A 19076-nucleotide genomic window follows, 5' to 3' on the forward strand; every position below is an offset into this window, starting at 1 on the left:
TTGCCGAGGCACTTCAGGTAATGCGCCTCTCAGTAGTTTGGCAATAAAAAGCGGGACAAAATTGCTTTTGTCCCGCAGTGAAACCTTAAACTTACTTGTCGTCTTTGCCGAAGTCCTTGAGGGCATCGCCAAGCATGTCGCCCAGAGAGAAGCCGGAATCATCTTGTTGATATTCAGCAGGAATAGATGTCCGTTCTGAACGGTTGTTACGACGAGGACGATCGTTGCGTTCGCCACCACGGTTGTTGTTACGTGGGCGGCTTTCGCGTTCTTCGCTGGCGCCTTCAGGAGCTTCTTCAAGCGCCTTGATGGACAATGCCAAACGATGTGCATCTGGGTCAACAGAAAGCACCTTGACCTTGATTTCTTGACCTTCCTTGAGCACGTCTTGCGGGGTCGCAATGTGTTCGTGGGAAATCTGAGAAATATGAACCAAACCTTCAACGCCAGGGAAGACTTCAACGAAGGCACCAAAACTGGTCAAGCGACGAACCGTGCCGTCAAGAACAGCGCCGGCTGGGGCTTTTTCTTCGATATCATCCCAAGGTTGTGGCAAGGTTGCCTTGATGGACAAGGAAATCCGATCGCGGTCTTCGTCAACGGCGAGGACCTTAACCTTAACGTCTTGGCCAACCTTCAAAACATCAGAAGGCTTGTCAACGTGATCAAAGGCAATTTCGGAAACGTGGACCAAACCATCCACGCCGCCAAGGTCAACGAACGCACCAAAGTTGGTGAGACGTGCAACCGTACCTTCAACCGTATCGCCGGCTTGCAACTTGCTGAAGATTTCCTTACGTGCTTCGGCCTTAGAGGCTTCAACAATCGCACGATGGGAAAGGATCAGACGGTTGTCGCTTGGTTCGATTTCAATAATCTTGAATTCGAGTTCTTGGTTCTTATATTGGGAAAGGTCTTCAACGAAGTGGTCTTCAACCATAGATGCAGGAACGAATCCACGCACGCCGGCGTTAACGACTAAGCCACCCTTAACCACGGAAGTAACAGGTGCGGTGATGGTTTCACCAGCATCGAACTTCGCTTGGATTTCTTTCCAGACCTTTTGTGCTTCCAAGCGACGCTTAGAAAGCAAGTACTGGCCATTTTCTTTATCTTTACCGATCGTCGAAATGACAACTAAGTCAATCTCATCGCCGACTTTAGCAACCGAGTGAATATCATCGATTGGCTGAGTAGATAATTCTTTCAGAGGAACGACACCTTCTACACCGGTGCCTTCAATACCGACGATCAGCTGCTTATCCTCAACGGCTAATACTTCACCCTTTACGGTGTCACCGATATGAACGGTTTCGACGCTGTTTAAAGCGTCCGCCATCGTTTGGGCGTTTTCGTTTACGTTGTTTTCACTCATGCCAAATAAATCCTCCTATACGACTGTCATACAACCCTTATTGTACCTAACTCTGGTTGAAATTGCCAATACTTTGTCAAAAATTATTCAGTTTGTGCGTTGACAAGTGCGATGATCTGGTTGACTTCCTCATCGATCGTCATGCTGGTACTATCGATCTCGACCGCATCTGCGGCTTTGCGCAGCGGCGAAACCGCGCGGCTAGAGTCTTTACGGTCACGTTCAGCAATTTCTTTTTCTAACGTTGCCACTGGGGTCATGATCCCTTTTTCAACATTTTCTTTATGGCGCCGGGCCGCACGTGCTTCGACCGAAGCGACCATGAAGACCTTGACCTGAGCGTTAGGCAGCACGGTGGTGCCAATATCGCGCCCATCCATGACAATGTTGTTGCTGGCGGCGATGTCCCGTTGGCGGCGCACCATCTCTTCACGCACTGCAGGCAAGGCCGCGACTTGGGAAACGTTGTTGGTGGTTTCCGGTTCGCGGATCGCCAGCGTCACGTCTTCGCCATCCATGAACACCAGCTGGCCGTCGGCGCTAGGCTTAAATGTGATATCCAAGGCACGCAAATGCGCCATGATCGCGTCTTCGTCGTCTAAAGCCAGGCCTAGGCGCAACGCCATCACTGTGGCCGTGCGATACATCGCCCCGGTGTCACAATAAATATAGCCTAACTTGGTGGCAACTAACTTCGCGATCGTGCTTTTCCCAGAACCTGCCGGGCCATCGATTGCAATTTGTATCATGTTGTTTACGAACTCCTCTGTTTGCCACCGTTGCCGGACAACAGTGGCCTTGAAATTTTGATTGGCATGTCTAAGCTGACTCAGACTGCCAGGTAAAACTGGTTTACTTTACGTGGGTCGACCTCAAGCTACACCGGGCAACGGCATTGCGCAAATGTCTGATACGCTGCGTACGCGCCCTCCGCTCTGGTTTTTTTCGTCGAGCTGCGTGCCGCAATGGCGGGCTGTCTAAGCTGTCCCGGCCATGGCACGGCTACGCCGCACCCTGACCAAGCCATCTTAGACTCCCACCAAAATACGCGCCCTCCGCTCTGGTTTTTTCGTCGAGCTGCGTGCCGCAACGGCGGGTGCGGTTAGCTACGCCATCACACTCGGGGCAAAAAACGCCCCAAGTGTGCTCGCTAGGCTACCCGACCCGCTAAGTGCGCGCCACTTCGCTCTGGTTTCTTCGTCGAGCTACACCGGGCAACGGCATTGCGCACAAGTCGTCTCGGTCACGCGCTGGCGCTGCCAGCACGCACCCAAGCCGTCTTATGCACATGCCTAAAACCGTCCTGCTTCGCTCTGGTTTTTTCGCTCTGGGCATAAAAAATTGAGCCGTTTCCGACTCAACTCTTGGCTTACTTAACCTTCAGCACTTGGCCGGATGAGATTCTGGCCCCGGTCGATAAACCGTTGGCCTGTAACAACTCGCTCAACGTCATCCCGTGGTTGACCGCGATCCGATACAAGTTATCGCCGGCCTTGACCGTGTAAGTGCCCGTGGCGCTAGTCGAACTAGAGCTCGAAGAGACGCTAGAGCTGACACTGCTACTACTGCTACTTGGTACACGGCTTGATGAAGTTGCGACCTGGCTGCTGGAACTGCTTGTAGCCACACTAGAGCTTGATGAAGCCTTGCTACTAGTGCTGCTAGATTTGCGACTAGAAGATGGCTTGCTGCTCGATGACTCACTGGAAGGCTTGGCCTTTTTGCTCGTCGATGTCACGGTGATTTTATTTTGTGTATAATCACCGCCGGACTTGACGGTATTACTGCGGATCGCCTGCCAGGCAACAGGAACAATGATTACCAGCGCCAAGGCGACCCAGACCACGATGGCTAGGATCGACCCGCCGCGCTTTTTCTTGCGCGTTGCGAGTCGAGACAGATTGCCATCGTCGTCACGGTCATCATCAAACTGTTTGTTCCAAGGCTTGGTTTGGTCGGAAGCGTCGTTTTCGACTGATTCCTCTTTCTTGGTGGTTTTCTTACGCAAACCGATCCCCCCTCACATTCTGGCATTATTGTATCATACCTGCGCCTCAAAAGGTTTTAGACTTCGTTAAATAACTGACGAAAGACTTGTCGCCAATCACCTTGAATTGCCGGCGTCAATTCGCCCGGTGCAATTTTGGCAACCACGTCATCATTCAGCGCGCCACAACAAAAATCATCGTGCGCTCGCACCGGGGCATCGAAATACCGTAACCACAACGCCCGCCGGCACCCAGTGTGGGTGAGATATTCGATCACCGCCTGGACCCCGGCAAGTTTCTCCTCGCTACGCGCCGCCAAACGCTGTTGCACCTGCGCCTGGGAAAAACGTGCCTTCGCGTATGCCAGCACCAGATCGATCTGCGGATCATCCGCGCCTTCATACGCTTCTGGGTGGGCAAAAACGGTCGCGATCAGTTGCGGGTCCGGTAGCGCCTGCGCAAACTGGGCGGCCCTTTGCAAGTCTCCTGGGGCAACGACGACCAAACTGGCGCTGGGTTGCCCGTCACGGCCGGCGCGACCGATGCCCTGCGAATACGCCTCAAGCGATTCTGGTGCATAGGTATAAACCACCAAGCGCACGTCGGCCTTGTCGATACCCATGCCAAACGCGCTAGTCGCACAGATCACCGTCAACTGGCCGGCCATGAACTGGCGTTGAATCAACGCGCGGCTGGCGTCATCAAGCCCGGCATGGTAATAACTGGCCGCTACCCCTGCCGTAACCAACGCATCGCTCCATGCTTCTGCTTCTGCCCGGCGATCAAAATACACGATCGTCGGTGCCTGCAAGTGTTGGACCAGCGCCACCACGCGCTCACGCTTGGCGGCAGGCGTGGCGACCATCTCGACACCCAAGAAGATATTCGGCCGGTCGACGCTCGTAATCACCTCTTGCGGCGCATTCAAGCGCAACGAGGTAATGATGTCTTGCTGGACCCGCTTGGGCGCCGTCGCCGTCAGTGCCAAGGTGCAACGCGGTGCCAAGGCCGCCTTGATCTGGGCCAAGCGCAAATAAGCCGGGCGAAAATCAGGCCCCCACTGCGAGATGCAGTGGGCTTCATCGACGACCAAACACGCCACGCTCACCCGTTGCAACGCCGCTTGGACGTCTGGACGCAGCAGCGTCTCCGGCGACACGAACAAGAAGCGATAAGCGCCAAGATGCCCCACGACCCAAGCAAAATCCTGCGGCGTCAGCCGGCTGGACAGCGTCACCGCCCGTTTTTCCCCTCGCGCTTGTAGCCGGGCCACTTGATCATCCATTAACGCCAACAGCGGCTCCACGACCACGGTCAGCCCGCCCAGCAACTGTGCCGGCAGCTGATAGCACAGCGTCTTCCCGCTACCGGTCGGCAAGATCCCCAGCGCGTCGTGGCCGGCAAGCACGGCTTCGACCAACTCACGCTGGCCGGGACGAAAAGCGGTAAAGCCGAAATCTTGTTGGAGTGTTTCTTCAAGCGTTGGCATCCGGCCACCTCCCTTGTAATCGTAAGATCTGATAAAGTCGCACCTGGAAGAAATCACAATCAGGCACCGCCGCCATCAACGCGCTATAGCCGGCTGTGGCATCTTGTTGCGACAGCGCCTGGCGCTGCTCGACTGTGTAAAACTGCGTCAGCGGCAGGTCAGCCCCTTCGATCACCACCGTGAGCAGATGCTCGTTGATCGTCGACGGCTTCAAGCGTAACTGCGCGGCGGCTTGGGCCTTGGATCTCCCTTGTGTGATCAGTGCCAACACCTGATAGGCGCTGGCGGTACCCAACGGTTTGGGGCCGCCCCAGAGGCGATACCAAGCAGACGTCGCTGGGCTGGTCGCGATCACACTGATCAACTGCGCAAGCTCATCGATTCCATGCAACCACCCCGCCAGGTCTGCGGGCCTAGCATCACCCACATACGCATGTCCAACCAGCCGGTGTGCCAACGCGTCGGCGCTGGCTTGGGGCAAAGTGGCAAACGCCGCTTCTAACGCCGCAGTTGCCGATGGCACGTCGCAATCCTGCCACCAGCGCCGGACGGCTTGTTGCACCGCCCAGTCTTGAACGACCGGGCGATACCGCCGCTCGTGATAGCTAGCTTCGGACAGGACTTGCACCGCTAGCTGGAATTTCGGGACAGAATCATGGACCGCCAAGTCCGGCCGGTAATGTTCGGGCAGCGGCACGCGTTGCGCCGCGGCGGCTTTGGCCGCCTCATCCGCCAGCACCAGCCCGTTAGCGCCGGCTTTCAGCGCCCCTTCGGCCACCAGCCTGGCGATTGCTGCTTGATAATCCGCGCGCTGGAGCGTAGGGTACAATTGAAGCCATTGCAGTTGGTGATGGCTCAGTGCCGCATAAAGGATCGATAACGTTTTTTTACCAATTAATAACAGATACACCGACGTTTCCCGTCGCGCCTGAGCATCGAAGAACTGAATGAGCAAGTCGTCTAACACAATTTTCACCACCTGGGAGGAATTCATGATGTCATTATACGCGCACGTGAATCAAGATGCTTGCATCGCCTGTGGGCTTTGCCAAATGTTGGCCCCGAAGTTATTCAATTACAACGTCGACGGCATCGCCAGCTACACCCCCGATCACAACACGGGTACCTTGCCACTGGATGATCAAGCGACGGCCGCTTTTAAGATCGCCTTCAGCCGCTGCCCTACCGGTGCCATCGAACACAGCAATGAACCTTTCACCAGTTAAATTCGCCTTTTCGCCAACGCAACAACGGCCGGCAAGACCCGAATCTGGGTTTTACCGGCCGTTGTTGTTTGATTATTTAAGCGAACGCTGTTGCATGCGCTGAGCTTGGATCGCGTGTTGCTTGTCCAGCCATGGCATCAACGCCTTGGCTAAAACGAAGAAGACGACGGAAACGACCACCCCTTTGATCAAGTTGAACGGGACGACCCCGATCAACACATACTTGGTGGTTGACATTCCCAACTGGAAGTTCATCACCGCCAAATACATTGGCATGATGGCGACCCAGTTCAGCAGACTCATGATGACCGTCAAGCTGACCGTCCCACCTAACAAGCCACCGACCTGGCGCCCGAACGAATTCTTGGACTTCATCATCGCGACCACTGGCAACATGAAACCGACGCTGGCAATGAAGCTGGCAACGTCGCCGATCAAGTTGACGACGCCTCCGCCGGTCATCACATAATGGACCAGCGAACGAACAAACGCCACTGACACGCCACCAAGTGGACCGTACAACAACCCACCCAGCAACACGGTAAGATCCGACAAGTCGAGTTTCAAGAACGGAAACATCGGCAAGATCGGAAATGCCAAAAACATCTGGAGAATAAACCCGACGGCGGACAACAATGCGATTCCGACTAAGCGGTGAACCTTAGAACCTGACATAGAACATTCCTCCATGCGGTCGCTTCAGAAGAGCCTAAAAAGACCTGTTTACCCAAGGGCAAACAGGCCTTACATGAATGTTAGGATTCAAGATAAGCCCCATCTTCTTTCATCTAGACTTTAACTATCGGTCAAGGGATCTCACCTTGGTCAACCAAGCACGAGCTTGGGTCGCGGACTATCACCGCCGGTCGGGAATTACACCCTGCCCCTGAAGACGAACCATATATTTAATTACAAGCACATTGTAACAGCTTTCACATGGGCTGTCAACAAAAAGTAAGTAAATGCTAGATCTGCTCGCCTTTGGCCAGCTTCCGCAAGGCGTCGACTTCCCGCGGCTTCAACGGACGATACTCGCCTGGCTGCAAACCTTCCAGCGTGATCGGGCCATACTGCGGCCGCGACAGCTTGATCACAGGAAACCCGACGGCCTTGAACATCTTCTTGACCTGATGGTTCATGCCTTGATGGATCATCAGCTCGACGATCGCGGTGCGCTTGGTCTTGTCGGTAGAGATGATGTTGTAGCGCGCAGGCGCCGCCTTCTTACCATCGATCTTCAGGCCTTTTCGCAGCGGGGCCAGATCCATACGGCTCGGGATGCCTTCGACCTTGGCCACATAGTGCTTTTCGATGTTGTAGCGCGGATGCATCAGCTGGTTGGCGAAATCGCCGTCGTTGGTCATGATCAACAGCCCTGACGTGTCATAGTCCAGCCGGCCAACGGGATAAAGGCGTTCCGGCACGCCTTCAAAATAATCGGTGACGACCTTGCGCTTCTTATCGTCGGTGACCGCGGTGATGACACCACGCGGCTTATAAAAAAGGTAGTGTCGCGCCAACGGTTTGCTCAATGGCACGCCGTCGACTTGCACGTCGTCGTGCGGCGAGACTTTGACGCCCATTTCGGTCACGACTGCCCCGTTGACGGTCACATGGCCGCTGGCGATCAGTTCTTCCGCGTGGCGACGCGAAGCGACCCCAGCGTTAGCGATCGCCTTTTGCAGGCGTTCTGTTTCTTCGTTCATTATCAATTCTCCTTTAGCCGCGCCGCCAAAACAGCGCGATCTGTTGCGTATTAGTTGTCGTCAGAATCGAGGGCCGCGTTGAAATCTGCGAACAAGTCGACTTCTTCAGGCGCCTGTTGCGTCTGCAGCGGGGGCAATTCTTTGAGACTCTTCAGCCCGAAATAATCCAAGAAAAACGGCGTCGTTGCGTATAAGATCGGCCGCCCCGGCGCGTCTTTACGCCCGGCTTCTTTGATCAGCTGGCGGCTGGCCAGCGTTGTCAGCGCGCCACTAGACTGGACGCCGCGGACTTCATCGATCTCGATGCGCGTCAGCGGCTGCTGATACGCGATGATCGCCAAGACCTCCAGCGCCGCCTGTGACAGGCCTTGGGCCGGTGGCCCAGCGAAATACCGCCGCAGCGTCTGGGCGTGTTCGGGTTTGGTGAGCAGATAATAGCGGTCTTCGCTTTGCCGCAGCATCAATCCGCGCGCGGAATCCGCGTCGAGCGTCTGCTGGTAAGCTTCTAATTGTTGGCGCATCGCGGCGGGGCTGATGTTGAGGATCCCAGCAAAATCGGTCAACGCCACCCCGGCAGTACCTGCGGTATACAACACCGCTTCGATCACAGGCTGCATCAGGCGACCTCCTTCAAGCTGACCGTGATCGGGGCAAAAGGCGCCGCCTGCTCACAGTCGATTTGATCAGACTTCATTAATTCCAAAATGGCTAAAAACGTGGACACGACCCCATCGACAGACGGTTTGGCAACAAGCTGTGAGAACTCGCAACATTTGCGTGCCGTCAGCGTCGCCATCACCGCGCCTATCCGCTCGCTCAACGAGATCGGTTCCGCTTCGATGTGAGCAATCGTCCGGGCGGTGGCGACTTGTTGGGCAACCACAGTGCTCATGGCCTGCACCAGGTCTCGTAGTTTCACGGCTCCTGGCGCCATTCGCACAGCAAGGTCACTCGGCGGCAGAGTTTCTTCTTTGGCAAAGGACAGCGCCCGCTTTTGCTCGCGCTCTTGGAGGCGCTTGGCGGCTTCTTGATAGACTTGATACGTCAACAATTGCGCGACAAGATCGGCCCGCGGATCGAACGCGTCGCCGTCTTCGCTTAGTTCCGGCTCCGGCTGCGGCAATAGGAGTTTGCTTTTCAGTGCCATCAGGCTTGCGGCCATAACAAAATAATCACCAGCCACATCTAAGCGCAATTCCTGCATCTGATGCAGGTAATCGAGATATTGGCTAGTGATCTCGGCAATCGGAATATCGTAGATGTCGACTTCATTGGTACGGATCAAATGCCACAGTAAATCCAACGGTCCAGAAAAGTCATCAAGCACCAGTGTCAGTGCCATGGGGACCCTCTTTTCTATATTGATTGAACTTTGCGACTAAGGGGGCGGTTTCCATCGACCCCATTAATTTCTGTTGCGGATACAAAGCCACCAGATCACTCAACGCAGCGAACTGAGTCGCCGTGTCTCGGGCTGATGGCGATAGGCTTAAATGCCGCAGCATCACGAAATCGTTAGCCGATTCGACGCCGACGACACCTTCAAAATCCGCGTCGCGGTTTTCACGGTAGAGATACAAGACATGGGTCGGATCTTCGGTGTATAACCGCAGCTCCGTTTGCAGATGATCCATGTCTTTAAGGTCAGGAATGAACGATAAAAAGCCCATGGCGATCTTCGCGTAATCGTGTTTATATTTTGTCAGCATAATAGCCTCCAGATTAACTACTCTCAGAGGCTACTGTATCATATCCCTCTGACAAGGACAAATATTCTGTTAGCCGCGAGGATGGGCTTTGTGATAAACCGCGATCAGCTGGGAATTATCCAGATGCGTATAGATCTGGGTAGTGCTGATATCGCTGTGACCCAACAGCTCTTGAACGACCCGCAAGTCGGCCCCGTTGGCCAACAGGTTCGTGGCGAAACTATGCCGCAGGGTGTGCGGCGTCACGTTTTTTTCGATGCCCAAGGTGTCGATGTAGGCTTTGAGGTTCTTCCAGATGCCTTGTCGCGTCAGCTGGTGTCCGTGAAAATTAACGAAGACCTGCTCAGGCGCCGCGTTTTTGATCAAGCATGGCCGCGCTTCTTGCAAGTAGTGTTGCACCCACTCGACTGCCTGCGGGCTGATCGGCACGATCCGCTCCTTGTCGCCTTTACCGGTGACCTGCAAGAGATTCAGTGTCAAGTGTAGCTGGTCCAACCGCAAGTTGACGACTTCTGAGACCCGCAACCCGGTGGCATACATCAATTCAAAAATCGCCCGGTCCCGCATGCCCAGCGGTTTGGCGACGTTGGGCGCCGCCATCAAGCGGTCGATCTCGTTGGCAGACAGCGTCGCTGGTAGGTGCTGTGCGGGTTTAGGGGAAGCCACCAGTGTCATCGGATCGCTGACGATCACTTCTTCGCGCAATAAATACCGGTAAAACTTGCGCATCGCAGAAATCATCCGGCTCATCGAGCTGGCCGCCTTCAGCGTCGTTTGCACCCGCAGAAACTCTTGAATAACAGCGAGCTCACTGGGAAACTCATCGATCTGCTCGTCAGTCAGCCAAGCGGCAAACTCGCGCAGATCCTGCTTGTAGCTGACCTGTGTCGTCGGGGCCAGGCCTCGTTCAACATCAAGATAATGCACAAAATCTGCAATTAATTGTTCCATATTGCACCTGCTTTATAACATTAATCCTTTTGGACCAGTTCGGTGACGCCGTCATGCTGGCGGATTTTCTTGGCTTTCATCAGGTTGCCAAGCGCGCGCTTAAACGCCCCTTTACTGATGCCAAACGCCGCCGTGATCGCTTCTGGATCGCTTTTATCGGTAAAAGCGATCGTGCCATCTTCGCTGTGCTCCAATACTGCCAACACCATCGCCGCGTCATCAGAAATGGCCTCAAACGCCCGCGGCTTCAAGCTGAGGTTCAACTCGCCGTTTGGTCGGACCCCGATGACCCGCGCGTGCACGACCTCGCCTAGACGCGGTTCGATCTCACGTTCACTGGGATGGATGAACCCTAAGAAAAAGTCGTCGGTCAATACATGCGTCCCTGCCATCTTCAGACGGTAGGCCGTCGCGGTGACGTCTTCATTCATCTGCTTGGGCTTCCCCAAATTGGCGACCGCGCTGATGATGGTTTCATCAGCCAGCTTGCCCCACAAACGGTGCTTCTTGTCGATCGTCAGCGCGACCATCAACTTATCGCCGCGCGCCGGCCACAAGCGGCTCAGCTCGGGAAGTTGGTCCAACGACACCACGATATCTTTGTCTGGCAACCCGATGTTGACGAACACGCCAAGATCATGGCGCACTTCGACCACCGTCGCCCAAGCATAATGATCGTGCCCGACCTTTGGGATATGTGTGGTCATGCGCGCATCACCGTGTTGGTTCTCGTAGACGAAGCCGTGTAGTTCGGTGCCTTCTTCAGGCACGGTCTCGAACTCTGTCGCGTCGATGGCAAAGGTCTCGCCTTGATACTGGGCGAAAACCTGCTTGTCGTTATGGTCGGTCACACTGGCCGTCAATAACTGTCCGTTCAATTTCATTAAAAAAATCTCCTTATCAATGTTGCGGAACCAAATTAAAGATCGTGAGCAACACATACGTCATGCCGCTTGCAATCACCGGCCCAGCCGCGATCCCCCGCAACAAGACCACGCCCATGATGGTGCCAAAAACCAGCGCTACGGTCATCTCCGGACTTTGCGCCAACAAACCGACGCCTTTGGCAGACAGCACCGCCACCAAAACCCCCATCGCAATGGCGATCCAGCCGGCAGGCTCGCGGAAGACCCGCAGTAACTCCTTAACGCCGATTTCACCGGTTGCGATCGGAACCATGATCGCCGCAGAAATCACCGTCACGCCCCAGTTGATCCCCTGCGACTGCAGTGTCTTCAAGAATGGTTGCAATGGCGGCAAGGCCTTGAGCACCATCACGAAACCGACCCCGATCATCAACGACCGGTTCTTAGCCAGCGCCGCGATCACAAATACGACCGCTAGAAAAACCCAACTCTCCATGTTGCCCTCCTGTAATTTCTCTATCCACTTTACCCGAAAATTGGTCAAATGAACAGTCAATTCCGGAATTATGTTAACTCGACTCGTGATTTTGCGATTTGAACCCGGTCAGATTGTGTTAGCGCGCGGGTCTGGTGGGTACGGGGCGAGAAGGCTGGACCGGTGCGGGCACGGCGTCGGTGCTAACTCAGGCAAAGCCTGAGTGGATCATCTCCTTGGCCTTTCCGTAAGCGGCAGGCCGCTAACGGAAACGACGCGCCTGAGCCTTCTCGCCCCGTACCCACCGAACCCTGGCATCCATTTGCCAGGTAGACCGCTGTGGCAATTTGCAAAACATCAGGATGGCATAGAACTATTGGTGGTCACAAAAGGTAGAACACAAAGGAACCAGATCCGCTTCATTTCAAAACCAACATCAATTCACAACGCTAACGTATGATTGACCATTCAATATACCAACTTTTTTATCCTCAATGGCATCTAACACTAACCAATGCCCACCATCATGCATTCATTCCTAGTACGCAGAATCCAGGGCGTGGGTGAAGGCGACGGAAGCAGGACGAGCTGACGTGGTGAGATGGCTGTTGGCGACGAGTCGCTTACAGCCAAGCGCAGGTGGAGATCCACTTTGTCGCAGACGAAGTTAGCTCCGCCGAGCACCCTCTCCACGACAGCTTGTCCTGCTGGAGTCGCCTTCACCCGCGCCCGGCCGCCAACAAAATGCCGGAGACACCAAAAAAGCCTACGCATTCGCGTAGGCTTCTTCGATGGTAACCGGATTACAGGGTGTTGGTAGCGCCCTTGTAAACGATCCCACGACGGGAATCAACGGTGATCACTTGACCATCGGTGATGGCGTCAGTTGCGCCGGTAGCACCGACAACAACAGGGATCCCCATAGCGATGCCGACAACTGCGGCATGGCTGGTCAAACCGCCATTTTCAACAACCAAGGCAGCAGCCTTTTCGATTGCTGGCAGGTAGTCCTTATCCGTGGTCTTAACAACCAGGATATCACCCTTAGCCATCTTAGCGATCGCTTCGTCAGCGTCGGAAGCCAAGACAGCCTTACCAACGGTGGATTCGTCGCCAACACCGGAGCCTTCAACCAGCTTGGAGCCGATCAATTGCGCCTTCATGACGTTGGTCGTACCAGTTTCGCCAACCGGCACGCCGGCGGTGATCAAGATCAGGTCGCCTTCTTCAGCAAAGCCGAGTTCTTGCGCCTTCTTGGTAGCCAATTCGAACATGGCATCGGTTGATTCTGGCTTTTCAGCAACGATAGGATAAACACCCCAGTTGACCGTCAAACCACGACGAGTCTTGTCGTCGAAGGTGATCGCCAAGATATCAGCCTTAGGACGATACTTGGAGATCATGCGGGCCGTGAAGCCGGATTCCGTAGCAGCAACGATGGTCTTAACACCAAGGTTACGTGCGGTGTAGGCAACGGATTGGCCAACAGCTTCGGTGACGTTTTCCTTGTTAGCAAAGGACTTCAGCGCGTATGTATCGCTGTTTTCCATTGCGTTTTCGGTGTATTCGTCGATCCGTGCCATTGCGGCAACAGATTCAACAGGATAGTCACCGTTAGCGGATTCGCCAGAAAGCATGGTGGCATCGGTACCGTCGTAAACGGCGTTAGCAACGTCAGAAACTTCCGCACGGGTTGGGCGTGGGTTTTCTTGCATGGAATCAAGCATCTGGGTAGCGGTGATAACCGGCTTACCAGCGGCGTTAGCCTTCTTGATCATGGTCTTTTGAACGAGCGGCACTTGTTCGAAAGGAATTTCGACACCCATGTCACCACGAGGAACCATCAAGCCATCAGAAACCTTCAAAACAGCATCGAAGTTGTCGATACCTTCTTGGGATTCGATCTTAGGGAAGATCTGGACGTTCAAGGCGTCCTTTTCTTCGAGCAGTTCGCGAATGTCCAAGATATCTTGAGGCTTACGAACGAAGGATGCAGCGATGAAGTTGATCCCATGATCGAGGCCGAAGCGGATGTCGTTGGCATCCTTTTCGGTGATCCCTGGCAAGTTGATCCCAACACCAGGGGCGTTGACACCTTTACGGGAGCCAAGCAAGCCACCGTTTTCAACACGAACAACCAATTCGCGGTTAGCTTCGTCTTTTTCGGTGATCAACGTATCGATCAAGCCATCATCAAACAGAACGTGGCCACCAACGTGAGTATCGTCGTACAAACCTGGGTAGGTTACGGCAATCTTTTCAGGCGTACCTTCGATGGAATCATCCATCGAAATACGCATCACGTCACCGGTGTGGAGTTCGAACTTGTTGCCCTTTTGGACGGTGGTCCGAATTTCAGCACCCTTGGTATCGAGCATGATGCCGACGGTCTTGCCAGTAATCTTTTCTGCTTCATGAACCATGTTCAAACGCGCAAGGTGTTCTTCATGGTCACCATGAGAGAAGTTAAACCGGAAAACGTTAGCCCCCGCTTCGATCAGCTTGACGATAATATCGGTCGTGTTAGATGCAGGACCGAGCGTGCTAACGATCTTGGTTTTTTTCATAAAAGAAATCGCTCCTTTGACAATTTTTTTAAACGACTGGACGTCAGTTTAAACTAAGTTAGAAAGACAGATCATGAGCTAAGTCGTACAGTGACAACTCAGCTTCATGCTTGGATTCGAACAAGTCGAGCATGGAATGCGTGCTCAGCTTGTTGTTTTGAATGCCAACAGCTAAACCACCCTTGCCTTCAAGCAAGAGTTCGACTGCATAAGCACCCATTTGGGAAGCCAAAACGCGGTCGCGGGCGGTTGGTGCACCGCCACGAACAACGTGGCCCAAAACGGTGGAACGCAGTTGGAAGTCCCCATAAGCAGAGAGTTCCTTAGCAAATTCGCTGGCATGCATCACGCCTTCGGCCAACACAATGATGGCGTGCTTTTGGCCGAGTTCACGAGACTTGCGCAAGTTGTCCGCAACGCGCTTCACATCGAAGTTGTGTTCCGGAATGATGACGTCTTGCGCACCACCTGCGACCCCTGACCAAAGGGCGATATCGCCGGCGCCACGACCCATAACTTCCACGACGAAGGTCCGTTCGTGAGAAGCCGCGGTGTCGCGAAGGCGGTCGATGGCTTCCACAACCGTGTTGACACTGGTGTCAAAACCGATCGTGAAGTCGGTGTAAGGGATATCGTTGTCGATCGTCCCTGGCAAACCGATGGCGTTATAGCCATGTTCAGTTAACCGCAAAGCACCATGGTAGGAACCGTCGCCACCGATGACGACCAGCGCTTCAATACCGAACTTGTTGAGCTGTTCGATCCCTTTGAGCTGGCCTTCTTCTTGGGCGAATTCTGGGTAGCGAGCGGAGTAAAGCATGGTTCCGCCGCGCTGGATCTTATCCCCAACTGAGTGCAGGTCCATCTTGAAGATGTCCCCTGCAACTAAGCCGGCATAACCGTAGTTGATCCCGTAGACTTCCAAACCTTCGTGCATGGCTTTACGCGCCACGGCACGAACAGCGGCGTTCATACCAGGGGCGTCGCCGCCACTGGTCAAAATCCCAATGCGTTTCATCATTTCACCTCATGCGTAATCTTATTAAGATCAGCGACTCGATCTCAAATACTCCATAAGTTTACCACTTTTCAGAAATCATGTCGCGAAATTTCAATCTTTTTTCGCGATTTTCATTAGTTTATCATCGTTGCTGCAGAACCACATTGGCATCACCGACCAGTTCCGACAGCGCGTGCTCCAAGGCCGAACTGGGCTGGACCCAATAACGTTTTGCCAACAGCGTGGTTTCACGGGTTGCCGCCACCACGGTGATGACTGGTACAGGTCCGGAAAATGACGTTAGCGTTTTCAGCAAAGCCGCCTGACTGGTTGGGTCAAAATCCGCAGGCAGCTGCACAAACAGTTTGGCTTGTGGCAACTTGGCCAAGGCCGCATCCCCCAGCTCCAGTCGATTCGCCAAGATCTGCAGGCCGTCTTTGGCCTCGACTTTGCCTGTCACCACCACGACCTGCCCGGCTTCAAAGTCGCGCATGACCGGATACACCCGGGGAAAAACGGTGACGCTGACGCTACCGGTGGCGTCTTGGCCGTCGATGAAAGCCATCTCCTGCCCTTTTTTGGTGCGGATCCGCTTGATGCGGCGGATCACCAACACCACCGTCACCGTCGTGTCCGCCTGCAACTCCGCGGCGGTCGTCACCGCTTGATACGGTGCCAACGCCGTCACGTAGCGATCGACCGGATGCCCGCTGAGATACACGCCGAGTACCGCGGCTTCTTGATCCAGGCGTTCGATGGCTGGCATCTCCGGCACCACTGTCGGTTTCGGCGCCAACACCGCAAACAGCGTGACGTCGTTGCCTGCCAGCTTGATGCTTTCAATCAGCTCCCCGAGGTTCGCCAAAGTCGCCGCCCGGTTATCTGAGAAGCGGTCAAACACGCCGGCATACACCAACGGCGTCAGCGTCTCGACTTTCAACCACTTGGGATCCAGCCGCTGCAAGAAATCGCGGAGATCTTTGAACGGGCCGTTTTTGCGCGCAGCGAGCACGGCATCGACAAAATCGCGCCGCACCCCTTTGATCGTCGCCAACCCGAAGCGGATCCCGCCTTGTTCCAAGGTGAAATACCGCGCGCTTTGGTTGACGTCTGGCCCCAACAGCGGCAACTTACGCTGCTTGAGTTCTTGCACATACACCCGCAGCTTTTCTTGATTGCTCAACGACGAATTCATGAGGGCTGCAAAAAACGCCGCGGGAAAATGACACTTCAGATACGCCAGCCAAAAGGCGATCATGCTATAGGCCACCGCATGGCTACGGTTGAACCCGTAGTTGGCAAACCGGTCGATATACGCATAGACAGTTTCTGCGACGTCTTGCGAATACCCCTTGGCCTTGGCCCCGGCGATAAACTTGGCGCGCTCTTCGGCCAAGACGGCGGCTTTTTTCTTACTCATCGCCCGCCGCAACAGGTCAGCTTCGCCAAGCGAGAAGCCGCCCATCGCGCTGGCGACTTGCATGACCTGCTCTTGATATACCAAGACGCCATAGGTCGGCGCCAAGATCGGCGCCAGCGCCTCTGCCGGATAGGTGATCGGCTCTTTGCCGTGCTTGCGGGCGATGAAGTGATCGATGTTTTCCATCGGTCCCGGCCGGTACAAGGCGTTGACGGCCACGACGTCTTCAAACGCCGTCGGCTGCAACTGCCGCAAGACCCGCCTGATGCCGCTGGATTCAAACTGGAAGACCCCGTTCGTGTCGCCGCGGGCAAACAGCGCCAGCGTCTTTTGGTCGTCCAGCGGGATCGCCTTGGGCGCAAACGGCTTGCCGGTTTGCCGTTGCACCCAATAGCTCGCCGTCGCCAAGATGTTCAGGTTGCGCAGCCCTAAGAAGTCCATCTTCAACAACCCCAGGGCCTCAACGTCGCCCATCGGCACCTGCGTCTGGGCGATGCCATCCCCGCCGGTTTGCAACGCAACCGTATCGGTCAGCGGCTCTTGGGCCAACACGATCCCGGCAGCGTGCGTCGAATCATGGCGCGGCAGGCCTTCAAGTTTCAAGGCGGTGGCAAAAAGCGTCTGATTCTGCTCCGAGTCCCCCACCAGGTTTTTCAACGGCTGGGATTTCTCGTAGGCGGTTTGCAGATCGATATGAAACACCTTGGGGATCGCCGCGCTCCACTTGTTGCTTTCAAATTGGCTGAGGCCAAACACCCGGCAGACATCGCGCAAGGCCTGCTTGGCCCCGAATGTCCCAAAGGTGATGATCTGCGCCATGTGGTCATCCCCGTAGCGCTCGTGCACATATTGGATCAGCTCGCCGCGACGGTTGTCAGGAATATCCAAGTCGATATCCGGCATGTTCGCCCGGTTGGGGTTCAAGAACCGTTCAAACAATAGATGGTAAGCGATCGGGTCGACCTCGGTGATCGCCAACGCGTAGGCAACTAGCGCCCCAGCCGCAGACCCCCGCCCGGGACCGGTCATGATGCCGACTTCATGGGCGTGATTCATCACATCCCACACGACCAGAAAATAATCATCAAACCCCATTTGGCTGATAACGCCAAGCTCATAATCCAGGCGCTTGGTATAGTCAGCTGGCACCGGCTCGTCTTTGAACCGGCGCTTCAACCCGGCAAACGCGAGCTGCTTGAGATAGGCCGCGGCGGGCTGCCCGTCAGGCGTCGCGTAATGCGGCAGCTGCGGCTGCTTGAACTCGATGGTCACATTCGCGCGCTTTGCCAGCGCGGTGGTGTTGGCGACCGCGGCGGTCAAGCCGGCCTCCAAGAATGGCTTGGCGGCGACAGCCGGTGGCGTCAACCACTGGGGACCGGGGTCCATCAGTGTCGGATCCCGCAGGTTCAGCTGGGTGCCGGCGGCGATGGTTTGCATGACCTTGCGCGAAAAGGCGTCGTTAGGCTCTTGATAGGCAACATCCCCAAGCGCCATCAGCGGCAAGTCCCGCGCGGCGGCAAAGTTTGGCAGCTCGCCGCCAAGTTCTTCGGCCGTCAGCCCCAACGCCAGGCTGGCGGGCTGTTTGCTTCTCACCGCCGCCAGCAAGTCGTCTGCGCTTTGCCAGGTGTCTTTGAACGCGGTGCTCAACAAATATGCCCCAGGCACGATCACCGCGATCCCGTCAAACGCCGGCAAGGCCGCCAGCCGTGGTGGCGTCGCCGCCAGCTTGATGGCCGAGCTGACCTTCAAGAGCTGATGATAGCCGGCGGTGGTTTCTGCAATGGCGAGCAAGGTGGCGTCTGGGACCACGATCTTCAACCCCAGCAGCGGTTTGATCCCTGCCGCTTGGGCCTGCCTGTAAAAGTCCACCACCCCGTACATCACGTTGGTATCTGTCAAGGCGATCGCCGAATACCCCCGCGCCTTGGCGGTGGCAACGAGCGCTTGGATCGTCAGCGGACTCTGTAATAATGAATAACTGCTTTGCACTTGTAAGTGTGTGAACGTCATGGTTTCACCTCGATTTAATTATACCCGAAAATGTTGGCAATCTCTTGCGACGGTGATAAGATGAGGTAAGAAAAGAGGGATCCTATGCGCTATATCGTAACCATTTTCTGGGGACTCATCCTCGGCCAAGTCATTGGCTTTTTGATCGGTGCGTTGAACAACGCGCCCTACAACCCAACGCTTAGCCTGATCGTTTCTGCGATCTTTGTCGTAATCTTGTGGGTTTTACCACCGATCTTCAAGGCTTCGACACCTGCAGAAACCCCTAAACAACGTGAAGTATAAAAAAAATCG

18 protein-coding genes and 1 riboswitch are annotated in these 19076 nt (G+C 55.0%); of the genes, 2 read left to right on the forward strand and 16 right to left on the reverse strand.

The features are described from left to right. Positions 1–91: 91 nt before the first annotated feature. From rpsA to ACYVRB_RS01425, 5 genes are all read right to left on the reverse strand, one after another. Positions 92–1375 carry a 30S ribosomal protein S1 gene (gene rpsA, locus ACYVRB_RS01405; RefSeq protein ID WP_461213092.1) on the reverse strand — a complete coding sequence of 428 codons (1284 nt, stop codon included), beginning with the start codon at positions 1373–1375 and terminating at the stop codon, positions 92–94. Positions 1376–1458: 83 nt separating this feature from the next. After that, complete coding sequence (gene cmk / locus ACYVRB_RS01410) at positions 1459–2124, reverse strand: (d)CMP kinase (RefSeq protein ID WP_461213094.1); 666 nt, start codon at positions 2122–2124, stop codon at positions 1459–1461. 620 nt (positions 2125–2744) lie between these two features. Then, on the reverse strand, positions 2745–3383 hold the full coding sequence (locus ACYVRB_RS01415) for a LysM peptidoglycan-binding domain-containing protein (protein WP_461213096.1): 639 nt from the start codon (positions 3381–3383) through the stop codon (positions 2745–2747). Between the two features lie 56 nt (positions 3384–3439). Then, positions 3440–4852 (reverse strand): RecQ family ATP-dependent DNA helicase, encoded by a 1413-nt coding sequence (locus tag ACYVRB_RS01420; RefSeq protein WP_461213097.1) that lies wholly within the window; start codon positions 4850–4852, stop codon positions 3440–3442. Continuing rightward, the gene (locus ACYVRB_RS01425; RefSeq protein ID WP_461213098.1) at positions 4839–5819 is read right to left on the reverse strand and encodes a helix-turn-helix domain-containing protein; all 981 of its coding nucleotides are present in this window, start codon (positions 5817–5819) and stop codon (positions 4839–4841) included. The genes ACYVRB_RS01420 and ACYVRB_RS01425 overlap by 14 nt, the downstream gene beginning before the upstream one ends. A gap of 28 nt (positions 5820–5847) precedes the next feature. On the opposite strand from ACYVRB_RS01425, the gene ACYVRB_RS01430 reads away from it, so the two are divergent. Continuing rightward, entirely contained in the window at positions 5848–6078 is a 231-nt protein-coding gene (locus tag ACYVRB_RS01430) for a ferredoxin (RefSeq protein ID WP_461213232.1), read from the forward strand. 72 nt (positions 6079–6150) lie between these two features. Here ACYVRB_RS01430 and ACYVRB_RS01435 read toward each other — a convergent pair whose 3' ends face one another. The 11 genes from ACYVRB_RS01435 to ACYVRB_RS01485 all read right to left on the reverse strand — a co-directional run bounded on the left by ACYVRB_RS01435 (position 6151) and on the right by ACYVRB_RS01485 (position 18782). Further along, positions 6151–6753, reverse strand: a complete 603-nt coding sequence (locus ACYVRB_RS01435) for an ECF transporter S component (protein WP_461213100.1) — start codon at positions 6751–6753, stop codon at positions 6151–6153. Between the two features lie 97 nt (positions 6754–6850). Next, positions 6851–6976, reverse strand: a riboswitch (FMN riboswitch). Positions 6977–7043: 67 nt separating this feature from the next. Further along, a complete protein-coding gene (locus ACYVRB_RS01440; RefSeq protein ID WP_461213102.1) occupies positions 7044–7784 on the reverse strand; it encodes a pseudouridine synthase in 741 nt (246 codons plus the stop codon). A 50-nt stretch (positions 7785–7834) separates the two neighbouring features. Further along, on the reverse strand, positions 7835–8401 hold the full coding sequence (gene scpB, locus ACYVRB_RS01445; protein ID WP_461213103.1) for an SMC-Scp complex subunit ScpB: 567 nt from the start codon (positions 8399–8401) through the stop codon (positions 7835–7837). After that, positions 8401–9126 carry a segregation and condensation protein A gene (locus tag ACYVRB_RS01450; protein WP_461213104.1) on the reverse strand — a complete coding sequence of 242 codons (726 nt, stop codon included), beginning with the start codon at positions 9124–9126 and terminating at the stop codon, positions 8401–8403. Before ACYVRB_RS01450 ends, scpB begins: the two co-directional genes overlap by 1 nt. Beyond that, positions 9104–9493 carry an N-acetyltransferase gene (locus ACYVRB_RS01455; RefSeq protein ID WP_461213106.1) on the reverse strand — a complete coding sequence of 130 codons (390 nt, stop codon included), beginning with the start codon at positions 9491–9493 and terminating at the stop codon, positions 9104–9106. Before ACYVRB_RS01455 ends, ACYVRB_RS01450 begins: the two co-directional genes overlap by 23 nt. Positions 9494–9562: 69 nt before the next feature. Continuing rightward, positions 9563–10444: a site-specific tyrosine recombinase XerD gene (xerD, locus tag ACYVRB_RS01460; protein ID WP_461213107.1), complete on the reverse strand. Its 882-nt coding sequence runs from the start codon at positions 10442–10444 to the stop codon at positions 9563–9565. Between the two features lie 20 nt (positions 10445–10464). Next, positions 10465–11328, reverse strand: coding sequence for a CvfB family protein (locus tag ACYVRB_RS01465; RefSeq protein WP_461213108.1), 864 nt, complete (start codon positions 11326–11328; stop codon positions 10465–10467). Between the two features lie 16 nt (positions 11329–11344). Further along, positions 11345–11806, reverse strand: a complete 462-nt coding sequence (locus ACYVRB_RS01470) for a DUF441 domain-containing protein (protein ID WP_461213110.1) — start codon at positions 11804–11806, stop codon at positions 11345–11347. A gap of 782 nt (positions 11807–12588) precedes the next feature. Beyond that, positions 12589–14352 carry a pyruvate kinase gene (gene pyk / locus ACYVRB_RS01475; RefSeq protein ID WP_461213111.1) on the reverse strand — a complete coding sequence of 588 codons (1764 nt, stop codon included), beginning with the start codon at positions 14350–14352 and terminating at the stop codon, positions 12589–12591. A gap of 58 nt (positions 14353–14410) precedes the next feature. Further along, on the reverse strand, positions 14411–15370 hold the full coding sequence (pfkA, locus tag ACYVRB_RS01480) for a 6-phosphofructokinase (RefSeq protein ID WP_461213233.1): 960 nt from the start codon (positions 15368–15370) through the stop codon (positions 14411–14413). A 124-nt stretch (positions 15371–15494) separates the two neighbouring features. Beyond that, positions 15495–18782 (reverse strand): DNA polymerase III subunit alpha, encoded by a 3288-nt coding sequence (locus ACYVRB_RS01485; RefSeq protein ID WP_461213113.1) that lies wholly within the window; start codon positions 18780–18782, stop codon positions 15495–15497. An 84-nt stretch (positions 18783–18866) separates the two neighbouring features. Between ACYVRB_RS01485 and ACYVRB_RS01490 the strand changes: the two genes are divergently transcribed. Then, entirely contained in the window at positions 18867–19067 is a 201-nt protein-coding gene (locus ACYVRB_RS01490; RefSeq protein ID WP_461213114.1) for a YjzD family protein, read from the forward strand. Positions 19068–19076: the final 9 nt, after the last annotated feature.

The sequence above is a fragment of the Lacticaseibacillus boliensis genome, from assembly GCF_054784775.1.

Bases quoted from the DNA above. Each gene is read 5' to 3' on its own strand.
- ACYVRB_RS01420 (WP_461213097.1), bottom strand. From the start codon at position 4,852: ATGCCAACGCTTGAAGAAACACTCCAACAAGATTTCGGCTTTACCGCT.
- rpsA (WP_461213092.1), bottom strand. From the start codon at position 1,375: ATGAGTGAAAACAACGTAAACGAAAACGCCCAAACGATGGCGGACGCT.
- ACYVRB_RS01470 (WP_461213110.1), bottom strand. From the start codon at position 11,806: ATGGAGAGTTGGGTTTTTCTAGCGGTCGTATTTGTGATCGCGGCGCTG.
- ACYVRB_RS01450 (WP_461213104.1), bottom strand. From the start codon at position 9,126: ATGGCACTGACACTGGTGCTTGATGACTTTTCTGGACCGTTGGATTTA.
- pfkA (WP_461213233.1), bottom strand. From the start codon at position 15,370: ATGAAACGCATTGGGATTTTGACCAGTGGCGGCGACGCCCCTGGTATG.
- ACYVRB_RS01435 (WP_461213100.1), bottom strand. From the start codon at position 6,753: ATGTCAGGTTCTAAGGTTCACCGCTTAGTCGGAATCGCATTGTTGTCC.
- ACYVRB_RS01485 (WP_461213113.1), bottom strand. From the start codon at position 18,782: ATGACGTTCACACACTTACAAGTGCAAAGCAGTTATTCATTATTACAG.
- ACYVRB_RS01455 (WP_461213106.1), bottom strand. From the start codon at position 9,493: ATGCTGACAAAATATAAACACGATTACGCGAAGATCGCCATGGGCTTT.
- xerD (WP_461213107.1), bottom strand. From the start codon at position 10,444: ATGGAACAATTAATTGCAGATTTTGTGCATTATCTTGATGTTGAACGA.
- ACYVRB_RS01490 (WP_461213114.1), top strand. From the start codon at position 18,867: ATGCGCTATATCGTAACCATTTTCTGGGGACTCATCCTCGGCCAAGTC.
- pyk (WP_461213111.1), bottom strand. From the start codon at position 14,352: ATGAAAAAAACCAAGATCGTTAGCACGCTCGGTCCTGCATCTAACACG.
- ACYVRB_RS01430 (WP_461213232.1), top strand. From the start codon at position 5,848: ATGTCATTATACGCGCACGTGAATCAAGATGCTTGCATCGCCTGTGGG.
- cmk (WP_461213094.1), bottom strand. From the start codon at position 2,124: ATGATACAAATTGCAATCGATGGCCCGGCAGGTTCTGGGAAAAGCACG.
- ACYVRB_RS01440 (WP_461213102.1), bottom strand. From the start codon at position 7,784: ATGAACGAAGAAACAGAACGCCTGCAAAAGGCGATCGCTAACGCTGGG.
- ACYVRB_RS01465 (WP_461213108.1), bottom strand. From the start codon at position 11,328: ATGAAATTGAACGGACAGTTATTGACGGCCAGTGTGACCGACCATAAC.
- scpB (WP_461213103.1), bottom strand. From the start codon at position 8,401: ATGCAGCCTGTGATCGAAGCGGTGTTGTATACCGCAGGTACTGCCGGG.